This window comes from Parachryseolinea silvisoli, from assembly GCF_021190955.1.
GTDB lineage: Bacteria > Bacteroidota > Bacteroidia > Cytophagales > Cyclobacteriaceae > Ohtaekwangia > Ohtaekwangia silvisoli.
In genome coordinates this window covers 316,130-334,646 of sequence record NZ_JAIOAO010000003.1, presented here as the reverse complement: position 1 = coordinate 334,646, position 18,517 = coordinate 316,130, and the positions used below count along the sequence as shown (strand labels likewise).

General features: G+C 51.4%; 11 protein-coding genes. 5 read left to right on the top strand and 6 right to left on the bottom strand.

What is annotated here, in order from left to right:
- Positions 1 to 124: 124 nt before the first annotated feature.
- The 5 genes from K7P01_RS18750 to K7P01_RS18730 all read left to right on the top strand — a co-directional run bounded on the left by K7P01_RS18750 (position 125) and on the right by K7P01_RS18730 (position 9,971).
- Positions 125 to 3,982: a carbohydrate-binding protein gene (locus K7P01_RS18750; protein WP_267295866.1), complete on the top strand. Its 3,858-nt coding sequence runs from the start codon at positions 125 to 127 to the stop codon at positions 3,980 to 3,982.
- Positions 3,983 to 4,136: 154 nt separating this feature from the next.
- Complete coding sequence (locus tag K7P01_RS18745; RefSeq protein WP_267295864.1) at positions 4,137 to 4,475, top strand: PadR family transcriptional regulator; 339 nt, start codon at positions 4,137 to 4,139, stop codon at positions 4,473 to 4,475.
- Positions 4,472 to 7,075 (top strand): ABC transporter permease, encoded by a 2,604-nt coding sequence (locus tag K7P01_RS18740; RefSeq protein WP_267295862.1) that lies wholly within the window; start codon positions 4,472 to 4,474, stop codon positions 7,073 to 7,075. Before K7P01_RS18745 ends, K7P01_RS18740 begins: the two co-directional genes overlap by 4 nt.
- A 155-nt stretch (positions 7,076 to 7,230) precedes the next feature.
- The gene (locus tag K7P01_RS18735; RefSeq protein WP_267295860.1) at positions 7,231 to 9,633 is read left to right on the top strand and encodes a TonB-dependent receptor; all 2,403 of its coding nucleotides are present in this window, start codon (positions 7,231 to 7,233) and stop codon (positions 9,631 to 9,633) included.
- 209 nt (positions 9,634 to 9,842) lie between these two features.
- Entirely contained in the window at positions 9,843 to 9,971 is a 129-nt protein-coding gene (locus K7P01_RS18730; RefSeq protein WP_267295858.1) for a hypothetical protein, read from the top strand.
- Positions 9,972 to 10,221: 250 nt separating this feature from the next.
- Here the strand turns inward: K7P01_RS18730 and K7P01_RS18725 are convergent, their stop codons facing one another.
- The 6 genes from K7P01_RS18725 to K7P01_RS18700 form a co-directional block, all read right to left on the bottom strand.
- The gene (locus K7P01_RS18725; protein ID WP_267295856.1) at positions 10,222 to 11,826 is read right to left on the bottom strand and encodes a RagB/SusD family nutrient uptake outer membrane protein; all 1,605 of its coding nucleotides are present in this window, start codon (positions 11,824 to 11,826) and stop codon (positions 10,222 to 10,224) included.
- A gap of 21 nt (positions 11,827 to 11,847) precedes the next feature.
- Complete coding sequence (locus tag K7P01_RS18720; protein WP_267295854.1) at positions 11,848 to 15,270, bottom strand: SusC/RagA family TonB-linked outer membrane protein; 3,423 nt, start codon at positions 15,268 to 15,270, stop codon at positions 11,848 to 11,850.
- 129 nt (positions 15,271 to 15,399) lie between these two features.
- Positions 15,400 to 16,452 (bottom strand): FecR family protein, encoded by a 1,053-nt coding sequence (locus tag K7P01_RS18715; RefSeq protein WP_267295852.1) that lies wholly within the window; start codon positions 16,450 to 16,452, stop codon positions 15,400 to 15,402.
- 158 nt (positions 16,453 to 16,610) lie between these two features.
- The gene (locus K7P01_RS18710) at positions 16,611 to 17,192 is read right to left on the bottom strand and encodes an RNA polymerase sigma factor (RefSeq protein WP_267295850.1); all 582 of its coding nucleotides are present in this window, start codon (positions 17,190 to 17,192) and stop codon (positions 16,611 to 16,613) included.
- 150 nt (positions 17,193 to 17,342) lie between these two features.
- On the bottom strand, positions 17,343 to 17,546 hold the full coding sequence (locus K7P01_RS18705; RefSeq protein WP_267295848.1) for a hypothetical protein: 204 nt from the start codon (positions 17,544 to 17,546) through the stop codon (positions 17,343 to 17,345).
- Positions 17,547 to 17,620: 74 nt separating this feature from the next.
- Positions 17,621 to 18,496 (bottom strand): tetratricopeptide repeat protein, encoded by an 876-nt coding sequence (locus K7P01_RS18700; RefSeq protein WP_267295846.1) that lies wholly within the window; start codon positions 18,494 to 18,496, stop codon positions 17,621 to 17,623.
- Positions 18,497 to 18,517: the final 21 nt, after the last annotated feature.

Here is an 18,517-nt window from a genome sequence, read left to right as displayed (position 1 = left end):
CCGTATAGCGCTATCTGTCTCAATTTACGCGCGAAAACTCCGGCGTGGTGTGCGTTATCAGCTGTAATTGCGCCGGAATCGGATCGTGCTATTAATTCTCCAACTATATTAATTGACAACCCCTATGAAGATTCTTTATCAACATGTTAGACGAGCGACGGCCGTGTGTTTCCGGCGACGCTTTCTTTGGTTGGCAGCACTCTGCCTGCTGCTGACTTATCCGCTACAAGCCCAATACGTCGTAGAAGATTTGACGCCCAGTACAGTCATCCGCGAGGGGCTTTCACTGGCGCAAGCATCTGACGGCCGCATCTTTATCGCGGAACGCGCCGGCGTCGTGAAAGTATACCAGAACGGCACCGTGTCTACCGTGTTTACGGTCACTACGACCACGGACAGCGAGCAAGGGCTTCTCGGCCTTACCCTGCACCCGAACTTTGCGAGCAATGGCTATATCTATGTATTTTATACGCGTGCTGACAAGTTTAACCACATCATCGAGCGTGTGCAGATCAACGGCACCAACCAGGAAGTGGGGCGCCAGCAAATTCTGACGCTGGATCCGATCCAGGGTGGGTTTCACAACGGTGGCGACCTGCAGTTCTTTAACGGGTTCCTGTTTATCACCACAGGTGACAGCCAGAACAATGCTAACTCGCAGGACCTGACGAACTACCGTGGCAAAATCTTGCGTGTCACGGATGCGGGTCAGCCGGCGCCTGGCAACCCGTTCTTTGGCAGCGGCTCTGTTCAACGCCAAAGCATCTGGGCCTACGGCTTCCGGAATCCGTTCCGTCTGGTGCCCAACGCCCGAGCCAATAAACTGTTTGTGTTGGATGTTGGCACGTCGTGGGAAGAGATCAACGATATCACCAACCCCGCACCGCTGTATAACTACGGCTGGGGCCACCCGCAAGGCGGCGACGGTGTGCAAACGGAAACGAACCTGTTTGTAAATCCCATCTTTACGTATGCCACCGGTTCCATCGGCAATGCGCTGACCAACGGTTTGCTTTATAATCCCGTTGTATCGCGGTACCCGGGTGAGCTGACGAACAAATTCATCATTAAAGACTATGTGCGAAACGAGATGCGGGTGTTTGACCCGACGCAGAGCAGCCCCACCTCTACCATCTTCTATACCTCCCCGCATCGTTCAGCGCTGGGTATGATGCTGGGCAACGATGGATATATCTATTATTGCGATTATGGCACGAACGGAAACCTTATTCGCTTGAAGTATGGCGAAGGCCAGGCACCGCAGGTGATCAACCACCCGGTGTCGCAGACAATCGTGGAAGGAAGCCCGGTGACGTTTGGTGTAGACGTCTCGGGTCAGGAACCGTTTACGTATCAATGGCAGTATAATCAGGTCAATATACCGGGTGCCAACGCGCGCACGTACACCGTCGCGGCAGTGACGATGCAACAAGCCGGTAATTACCGCTGTGTTATTACGAATAGCATCGGCACGATCACCAGCAACAACGCTGTACTGACGGTGCGTGAATTTAACAACCGTCCGAATGTACAGATCACCGCTCCCGTAGCGTCTCTGACGTGGGATGCCGACGACAATATTTCCTTTGCGGCAACTGCCACCGACGTAGAAGACGGCGTGTTGCCGGCGAGTGCATTCTCCTGGAGCATCGATCTGTTCCACGAAGATGTACCGGGTGCAGGACACTCCCATCCCGGTGCGAGTCCGCAAGGCGTAAGGTCGGGTAACTTCATTGCCGGCAACCAGGGTGAGAAAACGCCGAACGTGTGGTACCGCTTTCTGGTAACGGTTACCGACAGCGATGGCTTGACGGACACCACCTATGTGGATGTACACCCGAACCTGATCACGGCTACCGCTACGACCGTGCCGGCCGGGCTCACAATCGAGCTCAATCAAAAACCTGGCGTGGCACCGCGTGTACAACGCGTGGTGGTAAATGCTGACCTGCAAGTTCTAAATGCGCCGACACCGCAGTTTATCGGCAATACACGTTACGACTTTGACCACTGGGCTCACGGTGGCACGGCCAATCAGCTCTTCCGCGCGCCGGGTGAGGACATTACCTATACTGCCCACTACACGGCTACAGATGTAAGCCAACGCCCTTACCTGGGTGTTGTCGGCCAGATACCGGGCCGTATAGAGGCTGAGCACTACGACGAAGGCACGGGCGCCTACTTTGATATCAACCAGGGCGGTGACGGCGGTTTCCGCGCCGGCGACGGCGTGGGCACAGAAGGCTGTTCCGAAGGAGGTAATAACATCGGTTGGGTGGTAGACGGCGAATGGCTGGAGTATACTACGAACGTAAACCAGGCTGGTAACTATACCATCGGTTTCCGCATTGCATCGCCCAACGACGCCCGCAAGCTGCACCTGGAAGTAGACGGCGTGAACGTAACAGGCACGGTGAACATCCCGAACACGGGCGGCTTCCAAACCTGGCAGACCGCTTCGGTTTCGAACATTCACCTGGCTGCCGGCTCCCATATCATCCGTGTACATTTCGAGGCCAACGACATCAACTTCAATTATGTCGACTTTACGTACGACGGTGACTCGAACACGGCGCCGATCGCCGACTTCGAAGCCAGCACGCAAACGGTTTGCCTCGGTGGTTCCGTAACCTATACATCTGTTTCCCTTGGACAAATCACTACCTACGCCTGGAACTTTGGCGCGGGTGCCACACCGGCCACCGCCACAGGGGTTGGTCCTCACACGGTGACATATGCCACGGCATCGGGTGCTGGCACGCGCACGATACAGCTGATCGTCAGCAATGCTGCCGGTAGCAATACAAAGACGGCGACTATACAGGCCACCAGCTGCACGAGCGTACAGACGCCGTTTGGGGGATCGCCGGCCATTATCCCGGGCCGCGTAGAGGCCGAGGCATACGATCAAGACGGCGAGGGCATTGCGTATCACGACCTGAGCACCGGCAATGCCGGAGGCGCATTCCGTAACGACAATGTCGATATCCAGGGAGCTGCCGGCAGCAACTATAACATCGGCTGGGTTGAAACCGGCGAGTGGCTCGAATATACTGTGAACGTAACCGTGCATGCCGAATATACCATCGCCTTCCGCGTGGCTACGCCTTACGACAACAAAGTATTGCACCTGGAACAGAACGGTGTAAACATCACCGGTCCTATTGCGGTACCGAATACCGGCGGCTTCCAGAACTGGCAGACCGTGAGCGTAACCGACCTTCATCTTCATGAAAACATCTCCGAGTTACGCGTGGTGTTTGAATCCGGCGATATCAACTTTGATTATATAGACTTTACGCCTGTAACCGAAGGTCATGATCCCGACCCAGAACCGGAGACCTCGATCAGTCTGACGCTGCAGGCAGAAGACGCTATGGTCAGTGGTGCTGTTGTTACCGCCAACCAGGCGGGCTATACCGGCTCCGGCTTTGTGGATTATGTAAACGCCAGCGGTGACTATATTGAGTGGAACGTGAATGTGGCAACTGGCGCGGCGGTAACCTTGTCGTTTGACTATGCACTTCTCGGCGGCAATCGTCCGCTGGATGTGGTGGTGAACAATGCCTCGTTGGGAGCATCCAACTTCCCGGCAACAGGTTCGTGGTCGACATGGTCGTCGGTAAACGTGGCCGCGACACTGCAAGCAGGCAACAATACCATCCGGCTGGCAGCGCGCGGTTCCAGCGGTCCGAATGTTGATCGCCTCCGCGTCAATAGTACCACCGCGGGTACTGGAACGGCACATATAACGTCACTTGCCGCGGTGGTGGGCAACGAATCTACCGTTAAAGCCTACCCGAACCCTTCCGCCGGGCGTTATTCACTTTCTGCTACGGTAGCCTGGACAGTGGTGAACGCTTTTGGAGAGGTAATCTTATCCGGCCACGGCCAGGAGGTAGACCTGACCCAGCGTCCTGCCGGCGTGTATACCATCATCGTCAGCGGTGGAAGACAGAAGATTAAAGTAGTGAAACACTAACATCCCAAACCTGTATACACAGTGGCCGCCCTATTCCGGGGCGGCTTTTTTTGTCTATTCCCATGATATTTACTGCAATTACAAATAATATAAACCCTATTAACTACAATTACGTACAATATCATATATTTACTACAATCTGATAAAATATCCGATGAAGAAGACGAAACTAGGTGAATTTGAAGAGCTGGTGTTGTTAACGATTGCCGCCCTGCGAGAGGATGCCTACGGGTTAAAGATCAAGCAGGAGCTGGAAGAACGCCTGCGCGAAGACCTTAGCATGGGCTCTATACAATCAGCTTTGAAGCGGCTGGAAGAAAAAGGATTTCTTACGTCAGAATTCGGGGAGGCGACACAAAAGCGCGGGGGTAAACGAAAACGTATCTATGAAATTACACCCTACGCACATCGCACCCTTGCCGAATTGAAGGCCATACGGGCCGATCTCTGGAAGTCTATACCGAAGCTGGCCAGTAGCCTGAAAACTATATGAGCGCGTTTAACGACATAGGCCCACCCCGGTGGCCTCTTAACATTCTTCGTTTCTTTATCAAGAAAGAATATCTGGAAGAAATTGAAGGCGATATAGAGGAGCAGTTCTATTACAATATAGAGCGATGGCCTGTTAAGAAAGCCAAACGAATATATGCCGTGGAGGTCATCAAACTCCTACGGCCAGTGCTGCTAAAGAAACTTGGACATTCTATCACCTTACCCTCCTACCCCATGTATAGAAACTATTTCAAAACATCGTTCCGGGGCCTGATGCGAAATCCGCTGACCGCATTTATTAATGTCTTTGGACTATCTGTAGCGATTGGCATTTGCCTTATCGTCTACGCCTTTATGCTTTACGACCGCAGTATCGACCAGTTCCATGTCAATAAACATGAAATCTATCTTACGACCTTTACCGCCGATCGGGAAGGCGAAACACAGCAATACGGCCGTGCTCCCCGCCCGCTGGGGGAAAGACTCCGGCAGGATTTTGCGCAGATCAAAAACGTATGCCGTGTTGAGGAAGGCAAGGTTGTTATAAAAAATGAAGACAATGTGTTTCATGAACAAATTCGGTATGTAGACCCGTCATTCCTCGATATGTTTACGTTCCCACTTAAATGGGGCGCCCCGAAATCGTTGTCTGATCTCAACAGCATCGTTTTAAGCGAAGACATGTCGATCAAATATTTTGGAAATGACAACCCGCTCGGTCGTGATATACTGGTGATCTTTAATGATACGACGAAGAAAACATTCAAGGTCTCAGGCGTAGCGGCAACGTTCCCCAAGTCGCGCGACATCGAGTTTGACTTTCTGGTGCACTTCGACAACACCAAGGTGGCAGACCGCACCTACGATACGGACGATTGGAGCGCCTTCCTTCCCGCTACCTTCATTCAGGTAGAAAATTCTGTTGGTCTTCAGGCTATCGAACACCACCTGGCGCCATACAAAAAATTACAGAACGAAGCGCTACCCGACCGCCCCCTTGTTGCCTTTTCGTTTGAACCGCTCACCACGCTCCACGAAAAAGCGTCAACCCTCCACGACGCCATTGTTCACGATTATAACGTAGAAGGAAGAATCGGTATGCCGATTATCGCGGTCTTCATGATCGTGCTGGCTTGTTTCAACTATATCAATATAGCCATTGTGTCCGCGTCCAAGCGCCTGAAAGAAATCGGCGTACGGAAAGTGATCGGCGCCAACCGGCGCAAAGTAATTATGCAATTCCTTTCCGAAAATGTAGTCGTCACATCGTTTGCTGCCGGCATCGGTATCGTCCTCTGCTATTTTGTGTTCCTGCCCTGGTTCGTGCAGTTTAGCGGATGGGAGCTCGAGCTCCCCTTATTGCACGGAAACCTTTGGTTATTCCTCATAGCGTTGCTTTTATTTACTGCCCTTGTTTCCGGGCTCTACCCTGCCCTATATGTTTCCCATTTCGAGCCAGTCAAGATATTCCGGGGTTCGTTGCAATTTGGAAAAAGAAATCCCTTCACGCGGGTATTTCTTTGCGTGCAGTTAATCCTGGCATGTATGACTATTACGGCCGGCGTTGTCTTCACGCAGAATAACCACTTTCAAAATAATCGGAGCTGGGGATACGATCAGAAACATTTAGTCTATGCAAATGTCCCTGACGCGCCAGCCTTTGACCGCCTGCACGCTGCTATGAAACAGCAGCCGGGCATTCTTCAATCGGCTGGATCAGCAGACCACCTTGGAAAAAAAATCTCGCCGGTGCTGCTGCGCCAACCCTCCCATCAACAGTATGAAGCCGGTCGATTGGCCGTCGACGCAAACTATTTTGAAACCATGGGCTTGCGATTGATTGCGGGGCGCGGGTTCCAGGAAGATTCAGAAAATGACCGTCGCGCGTTCGTCGTAAACGAGTCGCTGGTCCGCACGCTGAAGCTGAAACAGCCCCTGGGGCAACAGTTTGAACTGAACGGCACGCCGTATGAGATCATTGGAATCGTACAGGACTTTCATAGCCAGAATTTCTTCAACGAGATCCGGCCTACAGTCTTTACGTTGGCAGCCCCGGGAGACTATCGCTATTTATCACTGCGGGTCGAAAGCGGTGCGGAAGAGAGAGCCTACCAGGCCCTGCAACAGCAATGGGCCAAGTTATACCCTGAAATACCGTTTCAGGGTGGCCATCAGGTCGACACCTGGGGAACCTATTTTCACCAGGTGAACCGGTCAGAAACTTTTAACAAGGTTATTGCCACCATTGCCGTCTTACTGGCAAGCCTGGGGTTATACGGTCTGGTGACGCTCAATGTATCCGGGCGAATCAAAGAATTCAGCATTCGCAAAATGTTGGGAGCAGGCATTAGAAGTATAGCAGCCGTCATGTTGCGCCAATATACTTCCCTCGTGGCGGTATCACTTTTACTCGGTGCCCCCCTGAGCTATCTCTTTGCTCAGGCGTATCTGGACATGCTCTTCGCCTACCCGATGCCGCTGGACTATACCGGAACGGCTATTGCATTGATTATCCTGGCCACCATTGTGTTATCCGTCATTGCCACGCAAATCAGACGCATCGTAAAACTGCGCTCGGTAGAAGGGCTAAAGATGGAATAACATATCCCCAATTTCACCTCCCCTCTCGAAAGTATAGCGCTAACCTCTACAGGGTATTATGTAGAATAATTCTAAATAGGTATTGTAATTCCTACACAGAAGTTGCATAATTGCGGCGAGAAACCAACCTCTCCACACTATTATAATTATTTACCATGAAAAGTTTAGCGCTTACTCTTCTGATGTTACTGAGTGGCTCGGTGCTCTTTGCACAGACCACTGGCTCCGTGAGTGGCACGGTGAAAACTTCTGACGGCTCGCCGGCAGAGTTTGTGAACGTGATGCTTGAAGGCACTTCCAAGGGCACCGTGGCCGATGACCGCGGCCGCTTCAAGATTGGCAACCTGGCACCGGGGTCGTATACCCTGGTCGTTTCTTTTATTGGTCTGGAAACCCAACAACAGGTTGTTGAGATCACAGCGGGTCAAAACAAGGAAGTAAGTTTTTCACTGAAAGAAAACTCGTCAGAGCTGCAGGAGGTCGTCATCTCCGGTACGCGCGACTCGTATAAGGCCGACCGCACTTCTTCTTCCCTGCGCCTAAGCTCTTCGTTGCTTGAGACACCGCAGAATATTCAGGTGGTAACTGGCGAGGTTTTGAAAGACCAGCAGATCATCAGCATGAGCGATGGTCTGATCCGTAACGTAAGCGGCGTGACGCGCGCCGAACACTGGGGCGATATGTATGCCAACCTCAGCGCCCGCGGCTCGCAGCTACAAGCGTTCCGCAACGGTTTCAATATTGTAAACTCGTATTGGGGCCCACTGACGGAAGATATGGCATTTGTCGATCACGTTGAATTTGTGAAAGGCCCCGCCGGCTTTATGCTGGCGAGCGGCGACCCTGCCGGACTCTTCAACACCGTAACCAAGAAGCCCTCAGGCCAAACCAAAGGCGAAGCTACTGTAACGATGGGCAGCTGGGGCTTGTTCCGCACGGCCCTGGACCTGGATGGCAAACTGGAGTCCAGCGGTAAACTGCTGTACCGCATCAACCTGGCCGCGCAAAACAAGAACTCTTTCCGCGCCAACGAATACAACGACCGTTATGTAGTGGCCCCGGTAATCTCTTACCAGGTGGACGAAAAGACTAAGTTTACACTGGAGTATGACTACCAGCGCGCCAATATGAGCGACGTAGGATCGTTTTATCTTTTTGCCAAGAACAAGTTCGCGGAATTCGACCGAGACGTGACGTCTCTGCCCGCCGGCCTGCCCGGCACGGTCATCAACGATCACGCTGTATACCTGAACATGCAGCACGAGCTGGCAGACAACTGGAAGCTGACCGCCCAGGTAGCGCGGTTTATTTACAATATGGAGGGCTCTTCTATGTGGCCTACTATCTTTAACGATGACGGCACGTACATCCGCACCGTCGGTATCTGGGATGCCGACAGCAAGATGTCGTTGGGCCAGATTTTTGTCAACGGCGATGCAACCACCGGTAAGATCCGTCACCGCGTATTGGGTGGCATCGATATCGGCCGCAAGGCGTATATGGCTGACTGGAGTCAGGGGCACAACCTCGACTCACTTGACCATCCGTTTGACCCGTACAATCCCGATCTGGGTATACCACGGGCCGGCTATCCTAAATTTGACCGCGAGACGCCGCTGGTAGAACGCGCCCAGCAAACCGGTGGCATATACGACACCCGCTATACCAGTGCGTACCTGCAAGACGAGTTGGGCTTCCTGGACAACAAAATACGACTTACGCTGGCGCTTCGCTATACCGACCTCTCCATCGTGACCTACAACAGTGAACCCAACACCGCCGAGCATTTTACACCACGGATTGGTGTCAGCGTAACCCTCACGCCTACACTTTCCGGCTATGCTCTGTATGACCAGGCGTTCGTGCCGCAAAACCCGATGAATGTTACCGGTGGCGCTGACGTCAAACCTATTACGGGTGACAACCGGGAGATTGGCTTCAAGAAAAACTGGAGTGGCGGCTGGTCGACAACATTGTCTGCTTTCAGCATTTTGAAAAATGATGAGCTCACCAACAATACTCAAACGACGGAGGATCGAAATGATATGATCGGCATCGGTCAGAAGCGTGCCCAGGGTATTGAATTCGATTTGCGCGGCTCTGTTGTCCGTGGTCTGAATGCAATCTTTAACTATTCGTACATGAACTCGAAGGTGACAGAAGGCACAGCTGGATTCACCGAGGAAGGCGATATCGTCCCCGGCTTTGCCAAACAAACATTTAACACGTGGCTGACCTACAAGGTACAAAGCGGCATGTTTAAAGGCTTCGGCGCATCGGCTGGCTACACATTCCTTGTGGACCGTGCCACGTATTATACGCCGTCTCCGGATCCAAGCAAAAACCTGGAGGACTACTATAAGCTGGATGCTGGGCTGTCCTATGAGAAAGATCGCATTAGACTGACGATGAATGTATTCAATGTACTCGATGCCTATCTGTACAGCGGTTCATACGAAAACTGGGTAACGAACGCCAACCAAGAAACGTCTCCTGTTTACAGCTATCAGGTAGAAGCTCCGAGAAACGTACGTTTTAGCGTAGCGTACAGCTTCTAAGCAACGCGTTACACACATTGCGGCGTAACGCATAAAAGCTTGCGGAGTAAAATCTGCAAGCTTTTTTTATGGTACGCTCTCCTGTCCGCCTGTTGCTTCGCGTTCGGTTCACCTGTCCATTTATTTCTTCATTTGACTCCAACAGGCGGTGAGTATCGTCGGCAAACCGGTGGCAGGATTTTTTGGCTGACGCCACTAAAAAAACGAACATGAATAAGAACGAGACCTACAGCACCGGCCGCAGAAAAGCCATCGGCAGCCTGGGTGTGGGGCTGGCAACACTCGCAGTGCCCGCTGTACAACGGCAACCGCATCGGCGCCCGCGCATCCACCGGTAAGTATAGACAATCCGGTGACCAAATATCCGAAGCCTCCTTTCAAATATCAATCACAACCGTGGCCCGGCCTGGCATCCGAAGTGGCCGACCCGACAGCCAGCTATGCTAACGGGCAGACATGTGGGGCGGCGGGAGGCGGTGGCCAACCCTAACCGGTTCTAAATAAAAAAGGAGCATTTTTAGTGCTCCTTTTTTATTTATTCAAGTACACCTTAGCGCCTTGGCCGAGGTATACTCTCTATCATGTGTGTTAATTATAGCCGGGGTTGTTATCGCCAAGCGCCGGGTTGCGTTGTCTTTCATTATTGGACAGCGGCAGTAATAGATACGTAGACGTATAGGTCTTGCCCCAGGGATTGGTCGCACCCACGACGTTGACATATGTCACTTCGCCCGGATTTGCTTCACTCGTCTGCGGATAACGCTGTGTGCGGAGGATATCGAACCACGTTTTGAACTCGAACACCAACTCTCGGTTACGTTCAGTCCATACCTCTTCCACGAACTCCTGTGTCCCCAAAGCTGAGAGGCTGGCTTCAATATCCGCCGGATCCTGCTTCCAATATGCTCTTGCCCGTACCTGAGTGAGATAGTCGACAGCCTCTGCCGTTACACCTTCCGACTGTGCAATGGCCTCGGCGGCAATGAGTAGTACGTCGGAGTAAGTGTAAATGACAACGTCTTTACCGGAATTGCCGGTAGTGAACAGCGCCGTTTCGTCATACCAGATATACGGCGTGCGTTGAAACGTGATTATCTCACCACCGGTGGTGGTAACTGAGGTGTGGAAGTATTGTTTTTCCTGTATCCTCAAATCTTCATCAGGATCGTACATCGTGACAAACTCATCCACCGGTTGATAGGCTCCGTTTACCACAGAATACTTTACGACTTTGTCTTCCAGGCCCGCGAAGGCGGGGACAGTCCAGCGCGGATAGTCGCTTGCGGTGATCGCCGCATCATATTCCCGGTAGAAGATATACTCATTTGCAGTTTTGTCTGCGCGGCGTATTTGATTATACGCGCTATTCGGCAGGTCTACGTTGCCGCCGCTCATTTGGTGCGGGGTTAGGCTATAGCTACCAAATTCGCCGTTGACCACGCGTCGCGCCATCGCGGCAGCGTCCGCATAGTGATCTTCCTGCAGCGGGTAGCCGCTCATTGTCAGGTATACTTCCGCCAGCAATGTAGCCGCCGCACCTTTCGTCACGCGGCCGCTATTGGTGGCCATGGTGACAGCAGCCATATCGCTCTCGTTTACGGCCCACAGCAGATCTGTTACGATCTGGTCGTACACCGCTGCGATGGGTGATCTGCCCACGTAAACTTCATCTGCCAGCGATACCACGGGCTCGGTAATAAGCGGTACCTCGCCAAACAATCTCACCAGGAAATAATAAGCGTACGCACGGAAAAATCTTGCTTCGCCTTCCAGCTGACCGATCTCGGTCTCGGTAAGCCCCGGCGTGGTGGCAATATTCTCAATTGCGAAGTTAGCTCGTGCTACGCCGTTATACAGTTCGGCCCACCGATCGTCCAGATAACCGGAAATGTTCGTGCCGTTGAGCGTCAGTTGTTGCGCGTGGCTTGCGTGCACTTCCTGACCTTTGTATTGGTTATCAAAGAGGCCTGACATGTCTTGAAAGAAAATGGCAGGTGTACCGGCGTACGCCGAACCGTCAAACATCTGCGGTGCACCGTTTCGGTAAAGTGTATTTACGGCGTTAAAGGCATGATCGCGGTCAGAAAAGAACTGATCGCTTGCCATTTCATCCTTTGGTTCCTCCTCCAGAAAATCGGAACAAGAAAAGGCGCTTAGGGCGGCCAGGAGTATGATTAATTGTATTCTTTTCATAATCTGTTCAAGTTAAAGTGATCAGAACTGCAGATTTACACCAAGCGTATAGGTGGTAGGCTTTGGATACTGAAAGAAGAAAATGTTTTGGCCCCACTGTGCATCTGTTCCTGTCCACGAGGTCGCTTCCGGATCATACCCTTTAAATTCTTTCGAGTTGATCACAAAGGCGTTTTGTACGTTGGCATAGACACGCAGGTTACGCAGCTTGAGGCGCTCCAGCATTTCGCTGTTGAGGGTATATCCCAGCGAGAACAAATTGCCGCGCAGGTAGGAGCCGTCGGCTACCCAGTGGCTGTCGACCTCGCTGTTCTGACCGCCACGGCCCTGGTGACGGATCTCCTGCACCATCGTATTTTGGCGCTCGGGCGTCCAGCTGTCGGTCAGAATTGTCCGTAAGCCGTTGGCGATACCCGAACGATCTTCAGTCGAGTGGAAGAATTGCTGGAGAATGTCAACACCGTAAACAAATTGCAGATCGACGGTCAAATCCCAGTTTTTATACCGGAAGGTATTGATAAAGCTTCCCGTCCAGTCAGGCAATCCCTTTCCAATGATCTTCTTTTCGGTAGAGCGCTTGGCTTCTCCGGGCTTATAGCCGCGTTCAGCGGCCTCTTCCGCTTCGTCCGTGCTCCACGTGCCCAGGCGTTCGTAGCCCCAGAAGGAGCTTAACGACTCGCCTACCCGTAAGATGGTCTGGCTACCGGACACCCAGTTCGGACCTGGGAAAATGTCTTCATCATTTTCGCCGAGCTTTTCAATCCTGTTTTTGTTATAGTTGAAGTTAAGCGAGGTAGTCCAGCGGAAGTCGTTGGACTCCGCATTCACCGAGGTGATCATACCTTCCACACCGCGGTTCGACACGGAACCGATGTTGGCAGTTACGGTCTTGAAGCCGGACGAATACGGCACAGGTCTATCCAGCAGCAGGTCGGTGGTCAGTCTGTGGTAGTAGTCAAACTCAAACGACAGACGGTTGTTAAACCAACCCATATTGAAGCCGACGTCAAACTGACGTGTCTTTTCCCACTTCAGGTCAGGGTTTGCTATACCTCTTAAATGAGCCTCTGTGCCTCGTGTTCCGTTGATCAGCGTGTTGCCCGACTCAACGGTGGACAATGACCGGTAGAAACCGATTTCAGTGTTCCCGGTATATCCAAAGCTGGTACGCACTTTAAACTCAGTCAGGTTTGTGATATCCTGCATAAAGGGTTCGCTGGAGACCATCCAGCCCAGGCCAGCCGAAGGGAAAAACGCATATTTATTGTTTTTTCCGAATCGAGAAGATCCATCGACACGCCCCGTCAATGTCAACATATACTTATCGCGGTAAGTATAACCACCCCGGAGGAAGTAAGAGTTCATTGCCCATTTTTCATATTCTGACTCGGGCGCTTTCGGGATGCTACCGGCTTGCAGACGATTATATCGGAAGAAGTTATCGGCAAATCCTTCAACTTCCACAAAATTCCTGTCATAAACACGTTCCTGCCAGCTCAAGCCCAACACCCCATTGATGCGGTGGTCGGTGCCCAACTCTTTGTTATACGACAGGTAGGTCTCTTCCTGCCAGTAGTTTATGCGCTGTGATTCTACACGGGCGCGGCCGTTGGGAGAGGAGATGTTAACCAGGTCGGTTGGTGAATATTCCTGAAAGTCGCGTTCGTTTTGGTCGAAGCCAAATTGCGTGCGCAGGTCGAGCCCCGGCAGCAGGTGGAACGTCATGTATACGTTGCCAAACAACTGCGTTCTCTTGCGCAAACGATCTTGTGTCTCCAACACGTGCACGGGGTTGGCCATCGCCTCCAGGCTGTAGGAGTCTGTCACCATGTTGCTGGCTGCCCAGGAACCATCCGGAAACTTTACCGGGAAGATCGGGGGCATTTCGATCATCGTACGGCGTGGCATCTGGTGGCCTCCGGTCTCTTCTACTTCATTTTCTTTTACGACGTTCGCCAGCAGGTTCACACCAATCGTAAGCCACTTCGTGGGATTGGCGTCATAAGCGATTTTGCCACTGATGCGGTTCATCCAGCTGTTGAGCATAATGCCTTCCATGCGTGAGTAGTTCAGGAATGCACCCATGGACGATTTTTCGCTTTTCTGTTGGATAGACAGCTGGTGGTTATACGATATCGCGGTGCGGGTAGCCTCTTTCTGCCAGTCTGTGTCGTAGAGCGGGTTGCCGTTGGCATCAAACAAACGGGGATCGTCCGCCGTGAAAACCGGTGACGCGCTTGGATTATACTTCGGAGAGTTTTCAATACCGGTCTGTACTACGTCCAGCCACTCCCTGGCGTTGAGCAGGTCCATTTCCTTACGCATGTGACCGGCGCTGACGAAGCCGTCGTAGCCGATAATCATACCTTCTGTCGCGGCACCACGTCTGGTCGTTACAAGTATAACACCATTGGCACCTCGGGAACCGTAGATGGCGGTAGATGAAGCATCTTTCAGTACTTCCATGCTTTCGATATCATTGGGGTTCAGGTATTTGATATCTTCCATGACCACACCATCTACCACGAATAACGGACCGGAGTTGGCATTGATCGTTCCCACACCACGGATGATCACGCGGGGGCTGGCGGTAGGTGACCCTGAGTTAAGGAATACGTTCACCCCCGCTACTTTACCCTTGAGGCCCTGGAGGGCGTTGTTCACGGGTGCCGTCAGCAGGTCGCTTCCTTTTACCACGCCCACGGAACCGGTAACGTCCGATTTTCGCTGGGTACCATACCCAACAACAACAACCTCATTTAATGTCTTGGTATCAGCTGCCAGCGTGACATCGACGATACCGCGGCCGCCGACGGTGACTTCCTGCGTGGTGTAGCCAATGAACGAAAACACGAGAACGGCTGTCGCCGGATCGGCTGCCAGTGAGAATTTACCGTTCGCGTCAGTAGTGGTTCCATTGGAAGTGCCTTTCACCAACACGTTTACACCGGGTAACGCCTGTGCGTCGCTGTCGAATACAGTGCCAGTAATGGTAGTCTGCAACGCAGAAAGGTCCTCCGGTTGCTGAAATAAGTTGGCGTTAAGTGTACCGAGATTTGTCAGCGGCGTCGATGCTGTGTCCCTGCGTTTGTTTAATACAATGCGGTCTTTTACGACACCATATTGAATATGAAACGGGGTAAGCAAACGGTTCAATACACTGGAGAGCTTTTCGTTTTGTGCGTTGATCGTTACTTCTTCCTTGAGTGAGACGAAATTTTTGCTATAGATGAATTTAACATCCACGCTCTTTTCAATCTCGTCCAGCACCTTTGAGAGCTTACTATTTTCGATGTTAATCGTAACGTCCCGCTCTAAAGGGTTTTGCTCTTTACTGACGGCGGCAAAAGAAATTCCTGTCAGCATCAACATGACTGCGAGCTGCCTGCGCGTGATGTGGATCACTTTGCCCAGACAGGCATTTGTTTGTAGAAACTGTTTCATTTTCATTCCTTGTTTTGGGGTTGCTTAATGCAAGCGCGACACATCCACATCGCCTTGTTCTCTTCTTCCTTGTTGTGATTGTTGGTCTTTAGGTTCGTCGTTTTCTTTGCATGTACTCGTAATTTAGATTTAGGGGTTGGGTAATGGCGAGCATCCCTGTCCGCGCAAGCGAATGGTGTTGCCCTCAAGTTCATAGGTTGCATCAACCGACAGGCTCAACATCTCCAGAATGTCAGGCAGGTTCAGGTTGCTTAAATCTGCTCGCAAGAGGCAGTTCATCAGCGCTTTATTTTCGGCCTCGATATGGACACCAAACTTTTCATTTAAGAGCGGCAGCACATTATGCAACGGCTGGTTATCGAATACAAACGTGGTGGACTTCCAGATAGCAAGCTCGGGCAGGGCATGTCCTTCTTGTTTTTCCAATCGGTGTTGTGCTTTGACATAGCGAGCACGTTGCTGCGCAACGAGCGATACAGACGTTGCGTCGACCGCCGTTGTGTTACCAGTGTCTTGAATGTTGACAGATACTTTTCCGGTCATGACCGATACGTCGACGGATGGTGCGTTTTCGTAGGCTCTTATGTTAAAGCTCGTGCCAAGCACCCGCGTAAGCACGTTTCCCGAGGTGATGAGAAACGGTTTGGATGGATCGCGTGCGATTGAAAAGAATGCTTCTCCTTTTAATTGCAGTGTGCGTTCTGCATTCGAGAATGTAGTCGGATAATTCATCTCGCTGCCCGGCTGAAGCCAAACCACGGACCCGTCGGGCAAGGATTGGCGCAGAATCGTTTTAGAGGTGTTAACCACGTACAGTGTTTCTGTGGCACTGCCCATCTGCCCCGGCCCCGAATTGAGCGCCACGCGTTCTGTTAACCAATACGCTCCTATTGCCAGCGCAAGGATCGCGACAGACGCCGCGACGCGATAAAATAAGGAGTAGGAGTACGTGCGCCGCGGTTGCAAAAACGGCACGGGCTCTTGTTCCCCTAGCGTCTGCTTAATCCGCCGCAGCATGCTGCGCTCCAAAATGTCCTGTTGTGCCGGTGTGAGCGGCAGCTCCTGAACCTCCCGGGCATTCAGTGCCGCGTACCAGGCATTCACACGCATTTCTTCTTCCGGCGTGCATTCATGCTGCAGGTACCGCTGCAAAAGCTTGGGGGTGACATCCTTGCTATTCATCCACTATATCGATTTAGCAAGTAAGTCCGGTTAGCAAACGTTTTCCCCTACGCCAAAAGCCACTTTTTTTAAAATATCTGAAATATGGAATACCGTGCGCCGTGTCTTAACGTGCCTACCGAAATAGACACCAGGAAAAGCCCCAAGCCCGAATTGGCTTACGGCAAGAAAAAGAGTACAATAACCGACATCGTATAATGTCTAAGGGATGTCCGCAAAACCTTCAACGCTTTTAACAATTGGTTCTCTACGGTCTTTTCTGAAACCCCCATCTGCGCAGCTACCTGCTTGATGGAAAGGTTTTCTTCGCGGCTCAATCGGAACACTTCCCGGCACCGCGCTGGAAGCTTGTTCACTTCGCGATCTAAGGCATCGTGTAAATCATTGAGCAGCACTGTCTGCTCTGTTGTATCGTCGCGATCTTGTGTAATAGCTGTTTGTTTCTCCAGGTAAGTCTTCCGCGTAAGCTGGCGCTCGTAATACGATATGACTTTATACTTCGCAGCCGTAAACAAATATCCGGATAGATTTTGTACCTGCAAGGAAGCCCGGTTCACCCACACGCTAATAAAGATCTCTTGCACCAGCTCTTCGGCCACCATCTTCGAATGCACGCGGTTATAGGCCATGGCATACAACCTCTTCCAATATCGATAATAGATCTCATCAAACGCAGCCATATCCTGCTGCCGCATAAGCTCTACCAGTTTATCATCAGAATATACTTTGAATACGCGCATGGGGGTTTGCCGTCAAGGTTATTCGTCTATTCGAGGATAATATTAGAAATTTTCTGTCACAAAATCGCATTTAAAACGATTGAATAACATAAAACAACGATTTCTGCCCTGCTGTTCAGCCCATAGCCACGCACGGACCACCGTTGGCAATCAACCCGATACGGTCGACGATGAACCCGCCAGTTTATTTTTTAGGAACATACGTACCGGCATGTCCATAAACACCAACACCAGGTACGACAACCCGATCAGCAACACCGTACCGACAACGGTAATGATGCTCATCAGCAACAACGTAGGTTTACGTGTTTCAACATAGCTCATAAAGATCCAGATGAAGGGATAGTAGATCATATATAGCGAATATGGACGATGCCTTTACTACTTGCAGCTAACAAACAATATTAGTAGTTGGTCCGGCAAACCAGCTACTCCTCGGATTTGGCAATAGAGTGCCTAACAGGATCATAATACTCAATTCCGATCTCATCGCTCCAACTGTATAGCACGGCTTCTAAAGTCTCCAGGGAAGTTGCTGCAAAGGCAATATGATACTCTTCAGGGTCAGACTTTAACTCTTTGTCATGCGTTTCGTGCGGCGTCCCCTCACTACATTTCTGACACAACCACTCTACCGCCGTCCAGTCCTCTATGCCGATGCGAGCTTCGCGACAACGTGCCCGTAGATTCTCAAAATTCACATCCAGCTCAGTAGGTTTACATTTGACGCTGAACGTCTGATAAACGGACCTCTCGAGGTGTTGTATTTCATCGAAGACAGAATATTCTTTTCCTTCCGAGATCCGATGGCCCTTAGGCGAGCCGTCATTTAGCACCACATCCATAAAACCGTGACCTGATTCCGGAAACGGAATATTAAAAATCCTGGCACGGGCAGGACATATGCGAGTAGCCCATACCGTTTCCGCATCACCATTGGGGTTTATTCGGACCGACGCTCTACCTACATTACCTGCAGTATCTTCGTCGATAATTTCATAGTCCATGCCAAACACATTCCAACATGTGCGGGCCACTTTCCAACGATTCAACATTGTTGCCGCAATGCCCAGGTTCCAGTTGGCCGCCTGGTTCTCCGGCTCTAACTCCACGGCACGCGCATTGTGATAGAAAGACTTCTCCCACGCACACCGGTATTTATAGATCAACCCGAGATTGTAATGCGGCGTGGACCAATATTCTTTCTGTAAAAGTATCTTCTCATAAATGGCGATCGCTTTATCGTTATCGCCTTGATCACTAGCCTCCATGGCTAAACCCAACAGGATTTCTACACTTTCCATGTGGCCAATATAGCAATTTTT